Origin of the sequence: Streptomyces sp. NBC_00237 (genome assembly GCF_026342435.1) — a bacterium.
Lineage (GTDB): Bacteria > Actinomycetota > Actinomycetes > Streptomycetales > Streptomycetaceae > Streptomyces.
On the sequence record NZ_JAPEMT010000001.1, the window covers coordinates 36,713 to 53,477 of the forward strand.

Consider the following 16,765-nt stretch of genomic DNA (forward strand, 5'->3'; position numbering starts at 1 on the left):
GCCGGGGCACAAAAAAATCGCGCCGGACTCGGCGGAGTCCGACGCGATCAATGGCACGGCACCCGTTGGGGCGGGCGCATGCCGAGCGGTACATGGGCGGGCGGACGGCCCGAGTTGGGGGACCCGGGTCCGAATTACCCTGATATTGCGGGGTGTTGCCCTGTATTGCCGTTACTGCGGGTAAAGCTGTGAATCGACACTGTGACTCGATAACGCAGGTGAAGCGGTAATGCGAGGTAATACGAAGCGTCAGGCCTCGCTGCGCTGCTGCGGAATGCCCGCAAGCAGTGCGCGGACCTCGGCCTCGCGGTAGCGCCTGTGCCCACCCAGCGTGCGGATGGACGTGAGCTTGCCTGCCTTGGCCCAGCGGGTCACCGTCTTCGGGTCCACGCGGAACATCGTGGCGACCTCAGCCGGGGTCAGCAGCGGCTCGGCGTCAGGGGTGCGAGCGGTCATGAGCGGCCTCCTCGGGAGAACCGAACCTTCACGGTTCTTTCCTCTAAATTCTGCACCTTGACCCGCGTTGCCCGAAATGGCGGACGCGGGCCGAGTCGGTTATAGGACGAACGGCTTGTCCTCGGCACTACAACTACACCATCCGTCCAGCCGTGTGGGCCAAACCGACGGAATTGCCCTCTGAGGTGTTCATCAGCGACGGAAGCCGATGGACCATGCCATAGCGGACAGTTACGTCACAGTGACGATCAGTCACAGAGCAATCGGGAGTCGTCAGACCCCCCATAGCGAGCAATACCGAGCATTCCGCCCTTAGTTGGACGGAAGGAGCCCTCCCCGGACTCCTTGTCCTATTTTGACACGAGGGCGGGGGATGGGCGCAAGGGGCAGATAAGTGCCGTCCGTCACGCTTGACACAAAAGCCCGGATCAGGACGTAGGTCCCGACCCAACCACCCCTCTGCCCTCACATGTCTCACGCACCACATCACGGTGTGGTTCAGATAAAGCTCAGGTTTTGCTCAAATCGTGTGCGGTATTCAGCATTCAGTTGGCGAACTGCCGGTACCGGACCGCCCTCCAGCGCTCCGCGAGCCGCTCGTACGCCGCCGCCGCGCCGTCCGCGTCACCCGCCCGCAGCGCGCCGATCCCCTCGGCCACGTCCGCCGCCGACCGGTCCTCCGCGAGGTGCGCCTCGTCGAGGACGTGGGTGAGACCCCCGTAGTCCAGTTCGACGAGGGAACGCGGATGGAACTCCTCCAGCCACCGCCCCACGTCCACCAGACCGGTCACGAGCGGACCCTCCTCGCCGCCGCGCCCGCCCTGCCCCGCCCCCTCGTGCTGCCGCAGCGTCCGCAGGCCGCGCGCCACCCGGCGCCGGGCCTGCACCATCGGCGTCCGGTAGCGCAGCAGCGCCGCCTCCCCGCCGTCCGCCTTCGTGAACTCCCGCTCCTCGTCCCCGAAGAGCACGAACCACCGCACCGGCACGTGCCACACCGAGGTCCTGATCCACGGGCGGGCGTCCGGATTCCGCTCCCGCCAGCGCGCGTAGTCCGCGCTCGCCTGCCGTCGTACGAGAGGAGGCAGTACGGCGTCCAGGAGCGCGGCCGGGTAGTGCTCGGGCAGCTCCTCCAGGGCCTGCCAGCCGCGCAGCCGGGTCCGCCACGGGCAGACCACCACGACCCCGTCGGTCTCGGCCACGTACGCGTCGCCGCTCTCGTGGACCGGCACGGCGACGGGCGGGGTGGGCAGCAAGTCGGCGAGCGCGGAGCGGAGTTCGTCCTGCCCGGTGGGCAGGGCGGGGCGACGCGCGTAGCGGGCCCAGTGGGTGCGCTCCGGTTCGGGGAAGGCCGCCAGCGGTTCGTACACCCGCAAGGACGACACGTACGGGACGATCACCGAAGACGCCAGGGGCACGCCTGCTCCTCACCTACGGCCGCCGTGACGGCACGACTGCGGACCGGAAGCAAATCGTCCCACGGGGGTAGTCGGAAAGGGGGTGATCTCGGGCACTGGCCCCTGCGACAGGGGCTTCAGGCCCTACTCTCGTGCCCATCGGCCCTCTCCACCCGCAAGAGGGCTTCACCGCCTCGTACTTGGGAGTCACCACAGTGACCGCATCTTCCGACGGCGTCCTGCACACCCTGTTCCGTTCGGAGCAGGGAGGCCACGAGCACGTCGTGCTGTGCCAGGACCGCGCCTCCGGCCTCAAGGCCGTCATCGCCCTGCACAACACGGACCTCGGTCCTGGCCTCGGCGGCACGCGCTTCTATCCGTACGAGAGCGAGGAGGCGGCCGTCGCGGACGCACTCAACCTCTCGCGCGGTATGTCGTACAAGAACGCCCTCGCCGGACTCGACCACGGCGGCGGCAAGGCCGTGATCATCGGTGACCCGGAGCAGATCAAGACGGAGGAGCTGCTCCTCGCGTACGGCCGGTTCGTGGCTTCGCTGGGTGGCCGTTACGTGACGGCGTGCGACGTCGGCACGTACGTCGCCGACATGGACGTCGTGGCGCGCGAGTGCCGCTGGACGACCGGGCGCTCGCCGGAGAACGGCGGCGCGGGCGACTCCTCCGTGCTCACCGCGTACGGCGTCTTCCAGGGCATGCGCGCCTCGGCCCAGCACCTGTGGGGCGACCCCACGCTGCGCGGCCGCAAGGTCGGCGTCGCCGGGGTCGGCAAGGTGGGGCACTACCTGGTGGAGCACCTGCTGGAGGACGGCGCCCAGGTCGTGATCACCGACGTACGGGAGGAGTCCCTGCGGCGGGTGACCGACAAGCACCCCGAGGTGAGCGTGGTCGCCGACACCGAGGCGCTGATCCGGGTCGAGGGCCTCGACATCTACGCGCCCTGCGCGCTGGGCGGTGCGCTGAACGACGCGAGCGTGCCGGTGCTGACCGCGTCGGTCGTGTGCGGCGCGGCCAACAACCAGCTCGCGCACCCGGGGGTCGAGAAGGACCTCCAGGACCGGGGGATCCTGTACGCGCCCGACTACGTGGTGAACGCGGGCGGGGTCATCCAGGTCGCCGACGAGCTGCACGGCTTCGACTTCGACCGGTGCAAGAAGAAGGCCGCGAAGATCTTCGACACCACGCTGCAAATCTTCGCACGAGCAAAGGAAGAGGGTGTTCCTCCGGCCGCGGCGGCCGACCGGATCGCCGAGGCACGGATGGCCGAGGCGCGCGCCCGACGCTGACTCGCGGGCCCGGCTCGCCGTCGGGAGGGGGCGGGGGGAGACATCGCTCACCCCCCTCGGCGGGTCGGGCGTCAGGAAGGGGCTAAAATCGCGGTTGACCAGCGGGGACGGGGCTCCTCGCCGGCGGTGCTTCGAGGTGTCTCCTGCGGGCGGCGTACCGTATGGCCAAAGAAGCAGGTACCGTTGAAGTCCTGCGGACCGGTCTCTTCACGGAGAGCCCGTTCCCAACCATGAACGCGTGTCAAGACTCTGGGGCCGTCGAGCCCCGTCACCGAGGGGGTCGAGCCATGGGGCGCGGCCGGGCAAAGGCCAAGCAGACGAAGGTCGCCCGCCAGCTGAAGTACAGCAGCGGCGGGACTGACCTCTCGCGTCTGGCCAATGAGCTGGGCGCTTCGACTTCGCAACAGCCGCCGAATGGCGAGCCGTTCGAGGACGATGACGAGGAAGACGACCCGTACGCACAGTACGCGTCGCAGTACAACGACGATGACGACGACGATGAGTCGGGTCCTTCGTCGCAGCGCCGGGGCGCTTGACGCTTCGGTTCTGGTGCGTTCAGTTCGGTTCAGTTGGGTTCTGGCAGTTCTGGCGTTCGTACACCTCGAACATTTTCATAAGGTCTGAGCAGTTCCACCGGACCCGGTCCTGGGCTTTCGCCCCGGGCCGGGTTCTGTGCGTCCCGGGGCGTGCGCGGTGGGGTGCGGTGCCCGGCCAGGTGGGACATGGCCGGGCTTCCGTGTCCTACTTCGCGTAGTCGCCGGTGAGCTCGGCGCCGTCGCGGTGCTCGCCACGGACCAGGATCTCGCCCGCGACCCACGACTCGACGCCCCGGTCCCCCAGCGTGGCCAGAGCGACCTCGACCGACTCCTGGGGAACGACGGCGATCATGCCGACGCCCATGTTGAGGGTCTTCTCCAGCTCCAGGCGCTCGACCTTGCCCGCCTGGCCGACGACGTCGAAGACGGCGCCGGGGGTCCAGGTGGAGCGGTCGACCGTGGCGTGCAGGTGGTCCGGGATGACCCGGGCCAGGTTGTTGGCCAGGCCGCCGCCCGTGACGTGGCTGAACGCGTGGACCTCGGCGGTGCGGGTGAGGGCCAGGCAGTCCAGTGAGTAGATCTTGGTCGGCTCCAGGAGTTCCTCGCCGAGGGTGCGGCCGAATTCGGCCACCTCGCGGTCGAGGGACCAGCCGGCGCGGTCGAAGACGACGTGACGCACGAGCGAGTACCCGTTGGAGTGAAGACCGGAGGAGGCCATCGCGATCACCGCGTCGCCCTCCCGGATCCGGTCCGCACCGAGCAACTGGTCGTACTCCACGACGCCGGTGCCCGCGCCCGCCACGTCGAAGTCGTCCGGGCCGAGCAGGCCCGGGTGCTCGGCCGTCTCGCCGCCGACCAGGGCGCAGCCCGCGAGGACGCAGCCTTCGGCGATGCCCTTCACGATGGCGGCGACACGCTCGGGATGCACCTTGCCGACGCAGATGTAGTCGGTCATGAACAACGGTTCGGCACCGCAGACGACGAGGTCGTCGACGACCATGCCGACGAGGTCGTGGCCGATGGTGTCGTACACGCCCATCTGCCGGGCGAGGTCGACCTTCGTGCCGACGCCGTCGGTCGCGGAGGCGAGCAGCGGACGCTCGTAGCGCTTGAGGGCGGAGGCGTCGAAGAGACCGGCGAAACCGCCGAGGCCACCGAGGGTCTCGGGGCGCTTCGTCTTCTTCACCCACTCCTTCATCAGCTCTACGGCACGGTCGCCGGCTTCGATGTCGACGCCCGCGGCCGCGTAGCTGGCACCGGTGCCCGTCTGCGGAGCAGACCCAGAAGACTCAGTAGGCATGAGGGTGAGAACTTTCGTGTCGTACAGCAGGGTCAGACGGGCGAGCTACGGGCGACGGAGCGCGTCGGCGGCGGCCGTGTTGGCCGGTCCCGCCGCGAGTTCGGTCTCCAGTAGCTGCTTGCCGAGGAGCTCCGGGTCGGGGAGTTCCATGGGGTACTCGCCGTCGAAGCAGGCACGGCAGAGGTTCGGCTTGTCGATCGTCGTGGACTCGATCATGCCGTCGATGGAGATGTACGAGAGGGAGTCGGCGCCCAGCGAGGTGCCGATCTCCTCGATGGTCATGCCGTTGGCGATCAGCTCGGCGCGGGTCGCGAAGTCGATGCCGAAGAAGCACGGCCACTTCACGGGCGGCGAGGAGATGCGGATGTGGATCTCCGCCGCGCCCGCCTCGCGGAGCATTTTCACCAAGGCGCGCTGGGTGTTGCCTCGGACGATCGAGTCGTCGACCACGACCAGGCGCTTGCCCTTGATGACTTCCTTGAGCGGGTTGAGCTTCAGACGGATGCCGAGCTGGCGGATCGTCTGGGACGGCTGGATGAAGGTCCGGCCGACGTAGGCGTTCTTGACGAGACCTGAGCCGTACGGAATCCCGCTGGCTTCGGCGTAACCGATCGCGGCGGGGGTGCCCGATTCGGGTGTCGCTATGACGAGATCGGCCTCGGCAGGGGCTTCCTTGGCCAGTTTGCGTCCCATCTCGACCCGGCTGAGATAGACGTTGCGGCCCGCGATGTCGGTGTCGGGGCGCGCGAGGTAGACGTACTCGAAGACACAGCCCTTGGGCTTCGCTTCTGCGAATCGGGAGGTGCGGAGACCGTTCTCGTCGATCGCGATCATCTCGCCCGGCTCGACCTCGCGGACGTACGAAGCGCCGCAGATGTCGAGGGCGGCGGACTCGGAGGCCACCACCCAGCCGCGCTCCAGACGGCCCAGCACCAGCGGGCGGATGCCCTGCGGGTCGCGGGCCGCGTACAGCGTTCCCTCGTCCATGAAGACGAGGGAGAAGGCGCCCTTCACCTTGGGGAGCACCTTTGCGGCGGCCTCCTCCAGCTTCAGGGGCTTGCCGTCGTCGTCGGTCTGGCCCGCGAGGAGGGCTGTGACCAGGTCGGTGTCGTTGGTGGCCGCCACCTGGGTGGCACGGCCGTTCTCCTTGGGGAGCTCGGCGACCAGTTCGGCGAGCTGCGCCGTATTGACCAGGTTTCCGTTGTGGCCGAGCGCGATCGAACCGTGCGCGGTGGCACGGAATGTCGGCTGCGCGTTCTCCCACACCGAGGCTCCGGTGGTGGAGTAGCGGGCGTGACCGACCGCGATATGGCCCTGGAGGGAGCCGAGAGAGGTTTCGTCGAAGACTTGCGAGACCAGTCCCATGTCCTTGAAGACGAGGATCTGGGACCCGTTGCTTACTGCGATACCGGCGGACTCTTGTCCACGGTGTTGCAGTGCATACAGTCCGAAATAGGTGAGCTTGGCGACCTCTTCGCCGGGAGCCCAGACACCGAAGACGCCGCAAGCGTCCTGGGGGCCTTTCTCACCGGGGAGCAGGTCGTGGTTGAGTCGTCCATCACCACGAGGCACGGCACCGAGTGTAGGCGAGATCGACCACTGGTCCGAATTGGGGATACGAACCGGCCCTGACCCGGGACGAAACGGTCCTGCTGCTGCCCAGGTCAGGGCCTTTCGGGACGGGGCGGAGGGGCCTCTTCCGGTGACGCCTACGGGGTGGCCGTGGCCTCCAGTCCCACACCGGCAGGACCGGTGAGGGAGAGGCTGCGGCCGTCCACGGTGTACGTCGCCTCGCCGGTCAGCACCTTCAGGAGCTTCTTCTCGACCTCGCCCGCCGCGCCCTGGCACATCATCCGCGTGGTGGCGATGCGGCCGAATGCGAGGGTTCCGTCCTTGGCCTCGGCCTTCCCGTTGAGCGAGTTGCAACCGGTGCGACCGCGTACCGAACCGTCCTTGCCGAAGGTCAGGTACGCCTTCCCGGCGAGGTCCTGCGGCAGGGTGGCGGCGGTGCTGTCGCCGCCGCCCACGGTCTTGCGGTCCGCGAACGACGTGACGGTCCACTTGGTCCCGGCGAGCGGGGCCGCCGCCTCCGCCTTGGGGTTCGACGTCAGCGCGACGGTGTCCCCCTTGGCCGTGGTCAGGGTGAGCCGGTCGCCCTCCACCTTCGCCTTCAGCTGCTCCTTGAACGCCTTGCGCATCGACAGCTCGAAGTCCTGTACGTCACAGGCCATTTGAGTGGACATCAGCTTGTCGAGATCGACGGCGTCGCCCTTGACGGAGGCCCTGCCGGTGAAGGAGTTGCAGCCGTAGTTGCCCTTGACCGCACCCTTGTCGTCGATCTGCACGAAGGTGTTCTTGGGCGCGGTGGCCTTCCGGCCGCCGACCGTGGCGCTCTCCACCGTCCACTTGACGCCGGTCAGCGCGAGGTCCGTCTGCACGGTGCCCTGCTCGTTGCCCTTTCTGTCGCCGCCCGCCTGGGAACCCGGGGTCGTCTCCGTACCGCAGGCACTCAGCGCGAGGAGCGCCACGACGGTGACGGGCACCCCCAGCACTTTCAGCGGCGTGCGCATCCGCGGCGTGCTCATTCGCGGCGTGAGCTTCGGCGTCTTGAGCTTCGGCGTCTTCTGCATGCCGCTGTGACGGAACTGGTGGCGGCACCGGTTCCACTTCCCCCGGCACAGGGCTTCCCTTTCATCCCAGAATCGGCAGCACCCCCACCAGATCCGCACGCTCCCCACTGGCCCTGACCTGCGCTTTCTCAATCGCGTCGGCCCATTGTGTACGTCCTGTGGCAAGCCGGATCCAGGTCAGCGGGTCGGTCTCCACGACGTTCGGCGGGGTGCCCCGGGTGTGCCTGGGGCCCTCGATGCACTGCACCACCGCGAAGGGCGGAATCCGTACCTCCGTGGAGGCTCCGGGGGCCTTCACGGCGAGCGCGTCCGCCAGTACCCGCGTGCAGGCGGCCAGGGCCTGCCGGTCGAACGGGACCTCGACGCCGGTGGCCCGGGCCAGGTCGTCGCTGTGCACGACCAGCTCGACCGTACGGGTCACGAGGAAGTCCGCGAAGCGCATCGCCCCGACCCGGGTCCGCACGACCCGGTCGTCGGCCGCGCCCGGCAGCACCTCGGCGATGTCGGCCGCGACCCGCCCGTACAGCTCGGCGACGGGCGCGCCCGCCGCGACGGCCCGTGTGTCGTCCGCGACCTGCCCGGCGTACTTCTCCGTCGTGAACGGCCAGTCCAGCAGGCCCACTTCGGCGGACTCCGGTGCGGGCTCACCCAGACCCCGTACGACAGAACTCACCGCCATCGACAGGTGCGCGGCCAGCTCCCGCACCGACCACTCCCCGAGCCCGCTCGGCCCTGCCAGCTGCTCCTCGGAAAGCCCCTCGACGACCTCCCGGACCAGCCCGAACTGGGCGAGCACGGCGGCCCGGGTCTTCACCGGGTCGTACGCACGGGGCTTCTTCCGGCCGGTCGCGGAGCCCTTCGCGGAGCGAGTGTTCTGTGCCATGTCTCCGAGACTAGAGGCCGGGTCTGACAACGCCGGTCACGACGGCTCCACCGGCCCGACCACGTCGACCCCGGCCAGCCGGACGTGTTCCCTGCCGTCCTTCCCCGGAGCCCACGGCGAGTACAGCACCGCGACCCCCGCGCCCTCGTGGAGAGCTCCGTAGACAACAGCGTCCCCGGCCCGGACCGGACCCGCGTCCTGCACCCCCTCCCCTCCGACCACCAACAACGACTCCTCGTACGCCACCGCCCGACAGCCGATCGCCGCCCCTGCCGACCGGGGGTCCATGACGGCGGTCAGCCGCTGCCGCGTCGGCCGGCCCGAAACGAGCATCCGCACCACCGGCTGCTCCCCGGTGCTCAACGCCCGACGTACGGATCGCAGTTGGAACCCGCGCACCACCAGCGCGATCCCCGGCAGCAGGAAGGGAAGGGCGGCCAGCTGCTGGCCGATCGCGTCGTACGGTTCGGCCGCGCCGTCGTCGACCACCGTCCGGGAGAGCACCGCCCCCGTGCCGCGCGTGGCTCGCGCGTCCCGGGCGTCGTGCACCGCCGTTGCCACCACGCCCCACACCAGGAACGCACATCCCACCAGCACCAGCGGCACCCCCACGCCCAGCCTCCGCCGCACCCTCGCGTCGGGCCCGAACCCCTTGGGCAGCGGCGCCGTGCGCCCCTTGCTCGCGTCGAGCGCCACCGCGCTCTGCCGCCGCCGCGCCCGCAGTCTCAGTACGACGAGGAGGAGAGCGAGCGCGGGTCCCGCGGTGAACAGGGCCAGTCCCGCCCAGTCGGTCGCGACGTACCCGGCCCCGCCCTGGACCGCCAGCACCACCCCGTCCAGTACCGCCAGCGGCAGCGTGAACAGCGCGACCCGGGGCATCCGCACGCACCAGTACGGCAGCAGCCCCACGAAGAGCATCAGCAGGTAGCCGCCCCACTGGGTGCCGCACGTGTCGTCCTCCGTGCACGGCGGCCCGGTATCGGCGGACCCCAGCAGCATCAGGCCCGCCAGCAGCACCACCGCCAGCCCCCACCCCACGGCCCACGGCCGCAGCCACCCGGGCAGCGCGGCGGCCCGCCACGCCTCGGCGGCCTCCGGGCTCCAGGGCTCGGCCTCGGGCGGATGCGCACCCGCCGGAAGCGGGGTGCGCGGAGGCAACGCGGCGAAATCGCTCATGGGCGCAGTATCGGCGGAACGCCCGCTTCTGTCAGGGCCGTCGCCCCGCCCCCGGACGTCGCCGGTCCCCCCTCAGAACAGCCAGTACACGCACGCCGTCCACACCAGCAGCACCACCACCAGCACCGGCCCCAACGGCATCCCCTGCTCCGCCGGCGCACTGTCGCGCACGGGACGCAGCTCCGGGTCGGCGAGCATCGCGCGGATCGCTTCGGCGGCCTGCCCCGCCGTGTGCCCGGCCGCGTTCCGCTGCTCCAGTTTCGTCCAGCCGGTCGGCCGCAGGGCCGCCGCCGAGCCCTTGGCCCCGCGTACGACGAAGCTGTCGCTGTCGCTCTCGATCTTCTTGATATCCGCCCAGCGCACCAGCTTCACCCGCCAGGGTCCCGCCACCCAGACCCCGGAGCGGTCGGCCGTCACCCGCCAGTTGAGCCCCGTCGCGGCGGCGGACACCCAGAACGGCAGGGAGATCACCGCCACCCACACCGACCAGGTCATCTCGCCGGCCGGGATCACGACGATCACCGTGGCCGCCAGGAAGAGGGAGAACGCGCCCACCGCCCGGCCGATCGCGGTGGTCGACCACTGCCGCGGATCGGCGGTGGACCTCGGCGCGGGGGCCTTCGAGTGCTCGGTGTTCTCCATGGCTCTTTCCACCCCGTCGTTCTCTGTGTTCTGTGTACGGACCCTGCGCGCGGCCCCGACCAGGTCCCCCGCACCCCACCGGAAGCGGCCCCGCCCCGGTCACCCCGGGGCGGGGCCGCACTCATCCACGTAACGGACGAACAGGACGACTCAGGCCAGCAGGCCGGGAATCGTCGCCTCGTGCGCCGCCTTCAGCTCGCTCAGCGGGATGCTGAACTCGCCCTGGATCTCGATCTCGTCGCCGTCCACGACACCGATGCGCGTGACGGGCAGCCCACGGGCCCCGCACATGTCGTTGAAGCGGAGCTCCTCGCTGCGCGGGATCGACACGACCGCACGGCCCGCCGACTCCGAGAACAGGAACACGAACGGGTCGAGACCGTCCGGCACCACCAGCCGCGCACCCTTCCCGCCACGGAGGCAGGACTCGGTGACGGCCTGGACGAGGCCGCCGTCGCTCAGGTCGTGGGCGGCGTCGATCATGCCGTCCCGCGACGCCGAGATCAGGATCTCGCCGAGCAGCTTCTCGCGCGCCAAGTCGACCTTCGGCGGCATGCCGCCGAGGTGGCCGTGCACGACCTCCGACCACGCGGAGCCGCCGAGCTCCTCGTGCGTGTCGCCGAGGAGGTAGAGCAGCTGCCCCTCCTTCGCGAACGCCATCGGCGTGCGGCGCGCGACGTCGTCGATCACACCGAGGACCGCGACGACGGGCGTCGGATGGATCGCGGTCTCACCGGTCTGGTTGTACAGAGAAACGTTGCCACCGGTCACCGGAGTTCCCAGTTCCAGACATCCGTCCGCGAGACCACGGGTGGCCTCCGCGAACTGCCACATCACGTCCGGGTCCTCGGGGGAACCGAAGTTGAGGCAGTCCGAGATGGCGAGGGGCTTCGCACCGGTCGTCGCGACGTTCCGGTACGACTCGGCGAGCGCCAGCTGCGCACCCGTGTACGGGTCGAGCTTGGCGTAGCGCCCGTTGCCGTCCGTCGACATCGTGACGCCGAGACCGGTCTCGGCGTCGATGCGCACCATGCCCGCGTCCTCGGGCATGGCCAGCACCGTGTTGCCCTGCACGAAGCGGTCGTACTGGTCCGTGATCCACGCCTTGGACGCCTGGTTGGGCGAGGCGACCAGCTTCAGGACCTGCTCGCGCAGCTCCGCGCCGTTCGCCGGGCGGGCCAGCTTGTTCGCGTCGTCGGCCTGGAGGGCGTCCTGCCAGGAGGGACGGGCGTACGGCCGGTGGTAGGTGGGGCCCTCGTGGGCCACGGACCTCGGCGGTACGTCCACGATCTGCTCGCCGTGCCAGAAGATCTCCAGCTGCGAGCCCTCGGTCACCTCACCGATGACGGTGGCGATGACGTCCCACTTCTCGCAGATCTCCAGGAAGCGCTCGACGTGCTGCGGCTCGACGATCGCGCACATGCGCTCCTGCGACTCGCTCATGAGGATTTCCTCGGGCGAGAGCGAGGAGTCACGCAGCGGCACGGTGTCCAGCTCGACGCGCATGCCGCCGGAACCGGCGGACGCCAGCTCCGAGGTGGCACAGGACAGCCCGGCACCGCCGAGGTCCTGGATGCCCGCGACCAGCTTCTCCTGGAAGATCTCCAGGGTGCACTCGATGAGGAGCTTCTCCTGGAAGGGGTCGCCGACCTGGACGGCGGGACGCTTGGTGGGCTTCGCATCGTCGAAGGTCTCCGACGCGAGCACCGAGACACCGCCGATGCCGTCGCCGCCGGTGCGAGCCCCGTACAGGATGACCTTGTTGCCGGGCCCGGACGCCTGCGCGAGGTGGATGTCCTCGTGCCTCATGACGCCGATGCAACCGGCGTTGACCAGCGGGTTGCCCTGGTAGCAGGCGTCGAAGACGACCTCGCCGCCGATGTTCGGCAGCCCGAGGCAGTTTCCGTAACCGCCGATGCCCGCGACGACACCGGGCAGTACCCGCTTCGTGTCGGGGTGGTCGGCGGCGCCGAAGCGCAGCGGGTCCACGACCGCGACCGGACGCGCACCCATGGCGAGGATGTCGCGGACGATGCCGCCGACGCCGGTGGCCGCGCCCTGGTAGGGCTCGATGTACGAGGGGTGGTTGTGCGACTCGACCTTGAAGGTGACCGCGTAGCCCTGGCCGACGTCGACGACACCGGCGTTCTCGCCGATCCCGACGAGCATGGCGTCGTTGGCCGGGACCTTCTCGCCGAACTGCTTGAGGTGGACCTTGCTGCTCTTGTACGAGCAGTGCTCGGACCACATCACGGAGTACATGGCGAGCTCGGCGCCGGTGGGACGGCGGCCGAGGATCTCGCGGATCTTGGCGTACTCGTCCTCCTTGAGGCCGAGTTCCTTCCAGGGCTGCTCGACCTCGGGGGTTCCCGCAGCGTGCTTGACGGTGTCCAGGCTGTGCTTGATTGCGCCTTCGCTGCGCTCAGTCGTCATCAGGCGTTGACCAGCTTCTTCAGGATCGAGGTGAAGAACCCGAGCCCGTCGGTACGGCCCGTACCGATCAGCGGCTCGACGGCGTGCTCGGGGTGCGGCATCAGACCGACGACGTTGCCCGCCGCGTTCGTGATCCCGGCGATGTCCCGGAGCGAGCCGTTCGGGTTGGTGTCGAGGTAGCGGAACGCCACCCGGCCCTCCGCCTCCAGCTCGTCGAGCGTGCGCTCGTCGGCGACGTACCGGCCGTCCATGTTCTTCAGCGGTACCGAGATCTCCTGGCCCTGCTCGTAATCGAGGGTCCAGGCGGTCTCCGTGTTCTCCACCCGCAGCTTCTGGTCGCGGCAGATGAAGTGGAGGTGGTTGTTCCGGAGCATCGCGCCGGGCAGCAGGTGTGCCTCGGTGAGGATCTGGAAGCCGTTGCAGATGCCGAGGACCGGCATTCCGGCCTTCGCCTGCTCGATGACCGTGTCCATCACCGGGGAGAAGCGCGAGATGGCTCCGGCCCGGAGGTAGTCGCCGTACGAGAAGCCCCCGGCGAGGACCACGGCGTCGACCTGGTGGAGGTCCTTGTCGCGGTGCCAGAGGGACACCGGCTCGGCACCGGCGAGGCGGACGGCGCGCAGCGCGTCCTGGTCGTCGAGCGTGCCGGGGAAGGTGACGACTCCGATGCGAGCAGTCACTTCTCTTCCTCCACCTTCACGGTGAAGTCCTCGATGACGGTGTTGGCGAGGAACGTTTCGGCCATCTCGTGGATGCGGGCGAGGGCGGCCTCGTCGACCGGCCCCTCCACCTCCAGCTCGAAACGCTTCCCCTGGCGGACGTCCGCGATTCCCTTGAAGCCGAGACGGGGCAGTGCACGCTGCACCGCCTGTCCCTGCGGGTCGAGAATCTCGGGCTTGAGCATGACGTCGACTACGACGCGTGCCACTGGCACTCCCGGTGTGGTGTGGTGCTTAAGGCGGTTTCACCAGCGTACCCGCCCAAAAATTCTACGCGGGTAGATATCGTCTCGAACGATCACGTTCCGGTATCGGCACCGGCAACCCGAGGAAAAATCAAGGAAAAATGCGGCGCCCCTCATTGCCTCGGACACGCGGACGGAATTGACTGGGCTTCACAATGCAATGCCTCCCCCTGTACAAAGGAATACAAGGGAAAGCAACATTGCACTTGAGTTGCTTCAAAACCGTCGGAAGGCCGACATCGCCGCACGTCAGCGCGGTGACCTCGGGACTGCCGCCGGTACTCGTCCGCTAGGAAGGACCGATATCCGTGGCTCAACGCGTAGTGGTCACGCTCTCCGACGACATCGACGGAGGAGAAGCGGCGGAAACGGTGACCTTCGGCCTCGACGGGAAGTCGTACGAGATCGACCTCAATCCCGCCAATGCAAAGAAACTGCGCACGGCTCTGATGCCGTACGTGACGGCAGCGCGAAAGCACTCGAAGTCGGGCAATGTGTACCGGCACACCTCGGTCGCCCCCGACCCGGCGGCGGTGCGCGCCTGGGCGCGGTCGCACCGGATGGAGGTACCGGCCAGGGGCCGCATCCCGAAGAAGGTCTACGAGGCGTTCGCCGAAGCCTCCTGACCGGAAGCCTTCTGACGGGACGCCTTGTGACGGGAAGCCTCCTGTCGGGACGCCTCCTGACGGAGCGACAGATGTCCGGTCCGGCCCGCGAGGTCGGCCGGAACCGATTTGCATCACACCCGGGTACCTGGGCTAAAGTCTGGAGCACGCCGAAGGGCAAGGCCGCAAGGCCCCGCCTCACGCAGCGTGCGGGTGTAGTTCAGTAGCAGAACATCCTCCTTCCAGGGGGAAGGCGCAGTGTGCAATTCCTGTCACCCGCTCTGCATCGCCTCAACCGGTTTCCGGCAGCCCCGGAGCATCGGGTAAGGTGAAGCAGCACCACCAAGCAGTACCCCTTGCGGACGTAGCTCAGTTGGTAGAGCGCAACCTTGCCAAGGTTGAGGTCGCCAGTTCGAACCTGGTCGTCCGCTCCATGTGAAAGGCCCCGGTCATTGCGACCGGGGCCTTTCGCGTTACTCCGACGCCGACGCCCCTCATGACATTTGTCATCGGGAATCGTGACAGCGCGCACTGCCACCGCCTCCCGGCCGACGGGAGTCTGGGGACATGACCACCAACGCAGAGCTTGTCATCGACGTCGAAGGGCTCCGGCGGACGTACGCCGGGGGGTTCGAGGCCGTCCGATCCGTCTCCTTCTCCGTGGCTCGCGGTGAACTCTTCGCGCTGCTCGGCACCAACGGCGCGGGCAAGACCTCCACCCTGGAGCTGCTCGAAGGTCTCGCCGCACCGACCGGCGGCCGGGTCCGGATCCTGGGGCACGACCCGTTCACCGAGCGGGCGCAGGTACGTCCCCATGTGGGCGTGATGCTCCAGGAGGGCGGATTCCCCTCGCAGTTGACGGTGCTGGAGACCGCCCGGATGTGGGCGGGCTGCACGAGCGGCGCACGTCCCGTCGAGGAGGCGCTGGAGCTGGTGGGGCTGGCGAAGCGTCGATCCGTACGGGTCATCCAGCTGTCCGGCGGTGAACGGCGGCGGCTCGACCTGGCGATGGCGGTGCTCGGGCGGCCCGAGGTGCTCTTCCTGGACGAGCCGACGACCGGCCTGGACGCCGAAGGGCGGCGCGAGACCTGGGAGTTGGTGCGGGAGCTGCGCGATCAGGGCACGACCGTACTGCTGACGACGCACTACCTCGAAGAGGCCGAGGAGCTGGCCGACCGGCTGGCGATCATGCACGAGGGCCGGATCGCCGCCGAGGGGCGGGTGGACGAGGTGGTCGCCGCGCACCCGTCGCGGATCAGCTTCGAGCTGCCGCAGGGATACCACCTGGGGGACCTGCCGCCGCTCGGACAGCTCGGCGTAACGGAGCACCGACTGAACGGCAGGACGGTCCAGTTGACGACTCCGGCCCTCCAGCGCGCGGCCACCGGGCTGTTGGTCTGGGCGGAGTCGGCAGGGGTGGAGCTGCGCGGACTCGACGTGCGGTCGGCCTCGCTGGAGGAGGCGTTCCTGCACATCGCGCGGGACGCGAAGACGACGGCGGACACGACGGCGAACACGACCGCGAACGCGGCTCGCAAGGACAAGGAAGAGGTGGCGGCGCGATGAGCGTGACGCTGACGCAGGACACGCGCCAGGCGGCGTCGGACGGCGCACGCACCACGACCGCAGGCCGGATGAAGGCGATGGCGCGGGCCGAACTCACCCTGCTGGGCCGCAACAAGGCCAGTCTGGTGATGATCCTGGTGATGCCGGTCGTCCTGACCTTCTCCTCCCTCTCGGTCACCAAGGGGATGGACCTGGAGAAGTACGGTCTGTCGCTCGGCACGATGCTGATCCCGACGGCGATGACGTACGTGATGATCGGCAGCGTCTACACCACGCTGGTCGGCACGTACGTCACCCGCCGCGAGGAGCTGGTGCTCAAGCGGCTGCGGACCGGCGAGCAGGGCGACATCGAGATCCTGGCGGGCACCTCGATCGCCGCGCTCGTGGCGGGCCTGGTGCAGGCCGTGCTGCTGCTGGTGGCCGGGGTCGTGCTGCTGGACGCTCAGATGCCGTCCAACGTGCTGTTCGTGGTGGTGGGCATCGTGCTGGGGATCGGTCTCGCGGTGCTCCTCGCGGTGGCGACCACGGCGTTCACGAAGAGCGCGGAGGGGGCGCAGCTCACCATCGCGCCGGTGATGTTCCTGTCGATGTTCGGCTCCGGGCTGTTCTTCCCGCTGGAGGCGCTCCCGGACACCGCCGCGAGGATCTGCGAACTGCTGCCGTTCTCCCCGGTGGTGGAGCTGATGCGGGGCGGCTGGTCGGGCGGGCTGAGCTGGACCGGAGCGCTCGGGGACGTGGCCATCGTGGCGGCCTGGACCGTACTGTCGGTGTACACGGCCAAGAGGCGGTTCCACTGGGAGCCGCGGCGGTAGCAGCCGGGCTCCGGCCTCCGTCCCGGCCCGGGGCGGGGGGCCGGTTCGTCGAGGGAGTGGTGGCGGG

16 protein-coding genes and 2 tRNA genes are annotated in these 16,765 nt (G+C 69.1%); 7 read left to right on the top strand and 11 right to left on the bottom strand.

The window, feature by feature from the left end; genetic code table 11:
- Positions 1–249: 249 nt before the first annotated feature.
- Positions 250–456, bottom strand: a complete 207-nt coding sequence (gene bldC / locus OG897_RS00160; protein ID WP_003949541.1) for a developmental transcriptional regulator BldC — start codon at positions 454–456, stop codon at positions 250–252.
- Between the two features lie 545 nt (positions 457–1,001).
- The gene (locus OG897_RS00165; protein WP_266651627.1) at positions 1,002–1,871 is read right to left on the bottom strand and encodes a hypothetical protein; all 870 of its coding nucleotides are present in this window, start codon (positions 1,869–1,871) and stop codon (positions 1,002–1,004) included.
- A 194-nt stretch (positions 1,872–2,065) separates the two neighbouring features.
- On the opposite strand from OG897_RS00165, the gene OG897_RS00170 reads away from it, so the two are divergent.
- Together OG897_RS00170 and OG897_RS00175 are read left to right on the top strand one after the other, a co-directional pair.
- On the top strand, positions 2,066–3,151 hold the full coding sequence (locus tag OG897_RS00170; protein ID WP_266651629.1) for a Glu/Leu/Phe/Val dehydrogenase dimerization domain-containing protein: 1,086 nt from the start codon (positions 2,066–2,068) through the stop codon (positions 3,149–3,151).
- A gap of 287 nt (positions 3,152–3,438) precedes the next feature.
- On the top strand, positions 3,439–3,687 hold the full coding sequence (locus OG897_RS00175; protein ID WP_189822705.1) for a DUF3073 domain-containing protein: 249 nt from the start codon (positions 3,439–3,441) through the stop codon (positions 3,685–3,687).
- Between the two features lie 205 nt (positions 3,688–3,892).
- Here the strand turns inward: OG897_RS00175 and purM are convergent, their stop codons facing one another.
- The 9 genes from purM to purS all read right to left on the bottom strand — a co-directional run bounded on the left by purM (position 3,893) and on the right by purS (position 13,679).
- Positions 3,893–4,987 (bottom strand): phosphoribosylformylglycinamidine cyclo-ligase, encoded by a 1,095-nt coding sequence (gene purM / locus OG897_RS00180; protein ID WP_266651632.1) that lies wholly within the window; start codon positions 4,985–4,987, stop codon positions 3,893–3,895.
- Positions 4,988–5,032: 45 nt separating this feature from the next.
- A complete protein-coding gene (gene purF, locus OG897_RS00185; RefSeq protein WP_266651634.1) occupies positions 5,033–6,559 on the bottom strand; it encodes an amidophosphoribosyltransferase in 1,527 nt (508 codons plus the stop codon).
- 137 nt (positions 6,560–6,696) lie between these two features.
- On the bottom strand, positions 6,697–7,557 hold the full coding sequence (locus OG897_RS00190) for an META domain-containing protein (protein WP_266651636.1): 861 nt from the start codon (positions 7,555–7,557) through the stop codon (positions 6,697–6,699).
- Positions 7,558–7,678: 121 nt separating this feature from the next.
- Positions 7,679–8,500 carry a maleylpyruvate isomerase family mycothiol-dependent enzyme gene (locus tag OG897_RS00195; protein WP_266651637.1) on the bottom strand — a complete coding sequence of 274 codons (822 nt, stop codon included), beginning with the start codon at positions 8,498–8,500 and terminating at the stop codon, positions 7,679–7,681.
- Positions 8,501–8,536: 36 nt separating this feature from the next.
- The gene (locus OG897_RS00200) at positions 8,537–9,676 is read right to left on the bottom strand and encodes a hypothetical protein (protein WP_266651638.1); all 1,140 of its coding nucleotides are present in this window, start codon (positions 9,674–9,676) and stop codon (positions 8,537–8,539) included.
- A 72-nt stretch (positions 9,677–9,748) separates the two neighbouring features.
- Complete coding sequence (locus OG897_RS00205; protein ID WP_266651639.1) at positions 9,749–10,318, bottom strand: hypothetical protein; 570 nt, start codon at positions 10,316–10,318, stop codon at positions 9,749–9,751.
- Between the two features lie 150 nt (positions 10,319–10,468).
- Positions 10,469–12,751, bottom strand: a complete 2,283-nt coding sequence (gene purL / locus OG897_RS00210) for a phosphoribosylformylglycinamidine synthase subunit PurL (protein WP_266651640.1) — start codon at positions 12,749–12,751, stop codon at positions 10,469–10,471.
- Positions 12,751–13,431: a phosphoribosylformylglycinamidine synthase subunit PurQ gene (gene purQ, locus OG897_RS00215; RefSeq protein WP_266651642.1), complete on the bottom strand. Its 681-nt coding sequence runs from the start codon at positions 13,429–13,431 to the stop codon at positions 12,751–12,753. The genes purL and purQ overlap by 1 nt, the downstream gene beginning before the upstream one ends.
- A complete protein-coding gene (gene purS, locus OG897_RS00220) occupies positions 13,428–13,679 on the bottom strand; it encodes a phosphoribosylformylglycinamidine synthase subunit PurS (protein ID WP_266651644.1) in 252 nt (83 codons plus the stop codon). Before purS ends, purQ begins: the two co-directional genes overlap by 4 nt.
- A gap of 344 nt (positions 13,680–14,023) precedes the next feature.
- Here purS and OG897_RS00225 point away from each other — a divergent pair, with 344 nt between their 5' ends.
- The 5 genes from OG897_RS00225 (at position 14,024) to OG897_RS00245 (ending at position 16,698) form a co-directional block, all read left to right on the top strand.
- A complete protein-coding gene (locus OG897_RS00225) occupies positions 14,024–14,341 on the top strand; it encodes an Lsr2 family protein (protein ID WP_266651646.1) in 318 nt (105 codons plus the stop codon).
- A 188-nt stretch (positions 14,342–14,529) separates the two neighbouring features.
- Positions 14,530–14,601, top strand: a tRNA-Gly gene (locus tag OG897_RS00230).
- 77 nt (positions 14,602–14,678) lie between these two features.
- Positions 14,679–14,754: transfer RNA gene (locus OG897_RS00235), tRNA-Gly, on the top strand.
- Positions 14,755–14,887: 133 nt separating this feature from the next.
- Entirely contained in the window at positions 14,888–15,886 is a 999-nt protein-coding gene (locus tag OG897_RS00240; RefSeq protein ID WP_266651648.1) for an ABC transporter ATP-binding protein, read from the top strand.
- Positions 15,883–16,698, top strand: a complete 816-nt coding sequence (locus OG897_RS00245) for an ABC transporter permease (protein WP_266651650.1) — start codon at positions 15,883–15,885, stop codon at positions 16,696–16,698. The genes OG897_RS00240 and OG897_RS00245 overlap by 4 nt, the downstream gene beginning before the upstream one ends.
- Positions 16,699–16,765: the final 67 nt, after the last annotated feature.

What these genes read in the sequence shown, in the direction of transcription:
- OG897_RS00240 (WP_266651648.1), top strand. Translation starts at nt 14,888, where the DNA reads ATGACCACCAACGCAGAGCTTGTCATCGACGTCGAAGGGCTCCGGCGG.
- purL (WP_266651640.1), bottom strand. Translation starts at nt 12,751, where the DNA reads ATGACGACTGAGCGCAGCGAAGGCGCAATCAAGCACAGCCTGGACACC.
- purM (WP_266651632.1), bottom strand. Translation starts at nt 4,987, where the DNA reads ATGCCTACTGAGTCTTCTGGGTCTGCTCCGCAGACGGGCACCGGTGCC.
- OG897_RS00200 (WP_266651638.1), bottom strand. Translation starts at nt 9,676, where the DNA reads ATGAGCGATTTCGCCGCGTTGCCTCCGCGCACCCCGCTTCCGGCGGGT.
- bldC (WP_003949541.1), bottom strand. Translation starts at nt 456, where the DNA reads ATGACCGCTCGCACCCCTGACGCCGAGCCGCTGCTGACCCCGGCTGAG.
- OG897_RS00205 (WP_266651639.1), bottom strand. Translation starts at nt 10,318, where the DNA reads ATGGAGAACACCGAGCACTCGAAGGCCCCCGCGCCGAGGTCCACCGCC.
- OG897_RS00195 (WP_266651637.1), bottom strand. Translation starts at nt 8,500, where the DNA reads ATGGCACAGAACACTCGCTCCGCGAAGGGCTCCGCGACCGGCCGGAAG.
- OG897_RS00175 (WP_189822705.1), top strand. Translation starts at nt 3,439, where the DNA reads ATGGGGCGCGGCCGGGCAAAGGCCAAGCAGACGAAGGTCGCCCGCCAG.
- OG897_RS00190 (WP_266651636.1), bottom strand. Translation starts at nt 7,557, where the DNA reads ATGCGCACGCCGCTGAAAGTGCTGGGGGTGCCCGTCACCGTCGTGGCG.
- OG897_RS00245 (WP_266651650.1), top strand. Translation starts at nt 15,883, where the DNA reads ATGAGCGTGACGCTGACGCAGGACACGCGCCAGGCGGCGTCGGACGGC.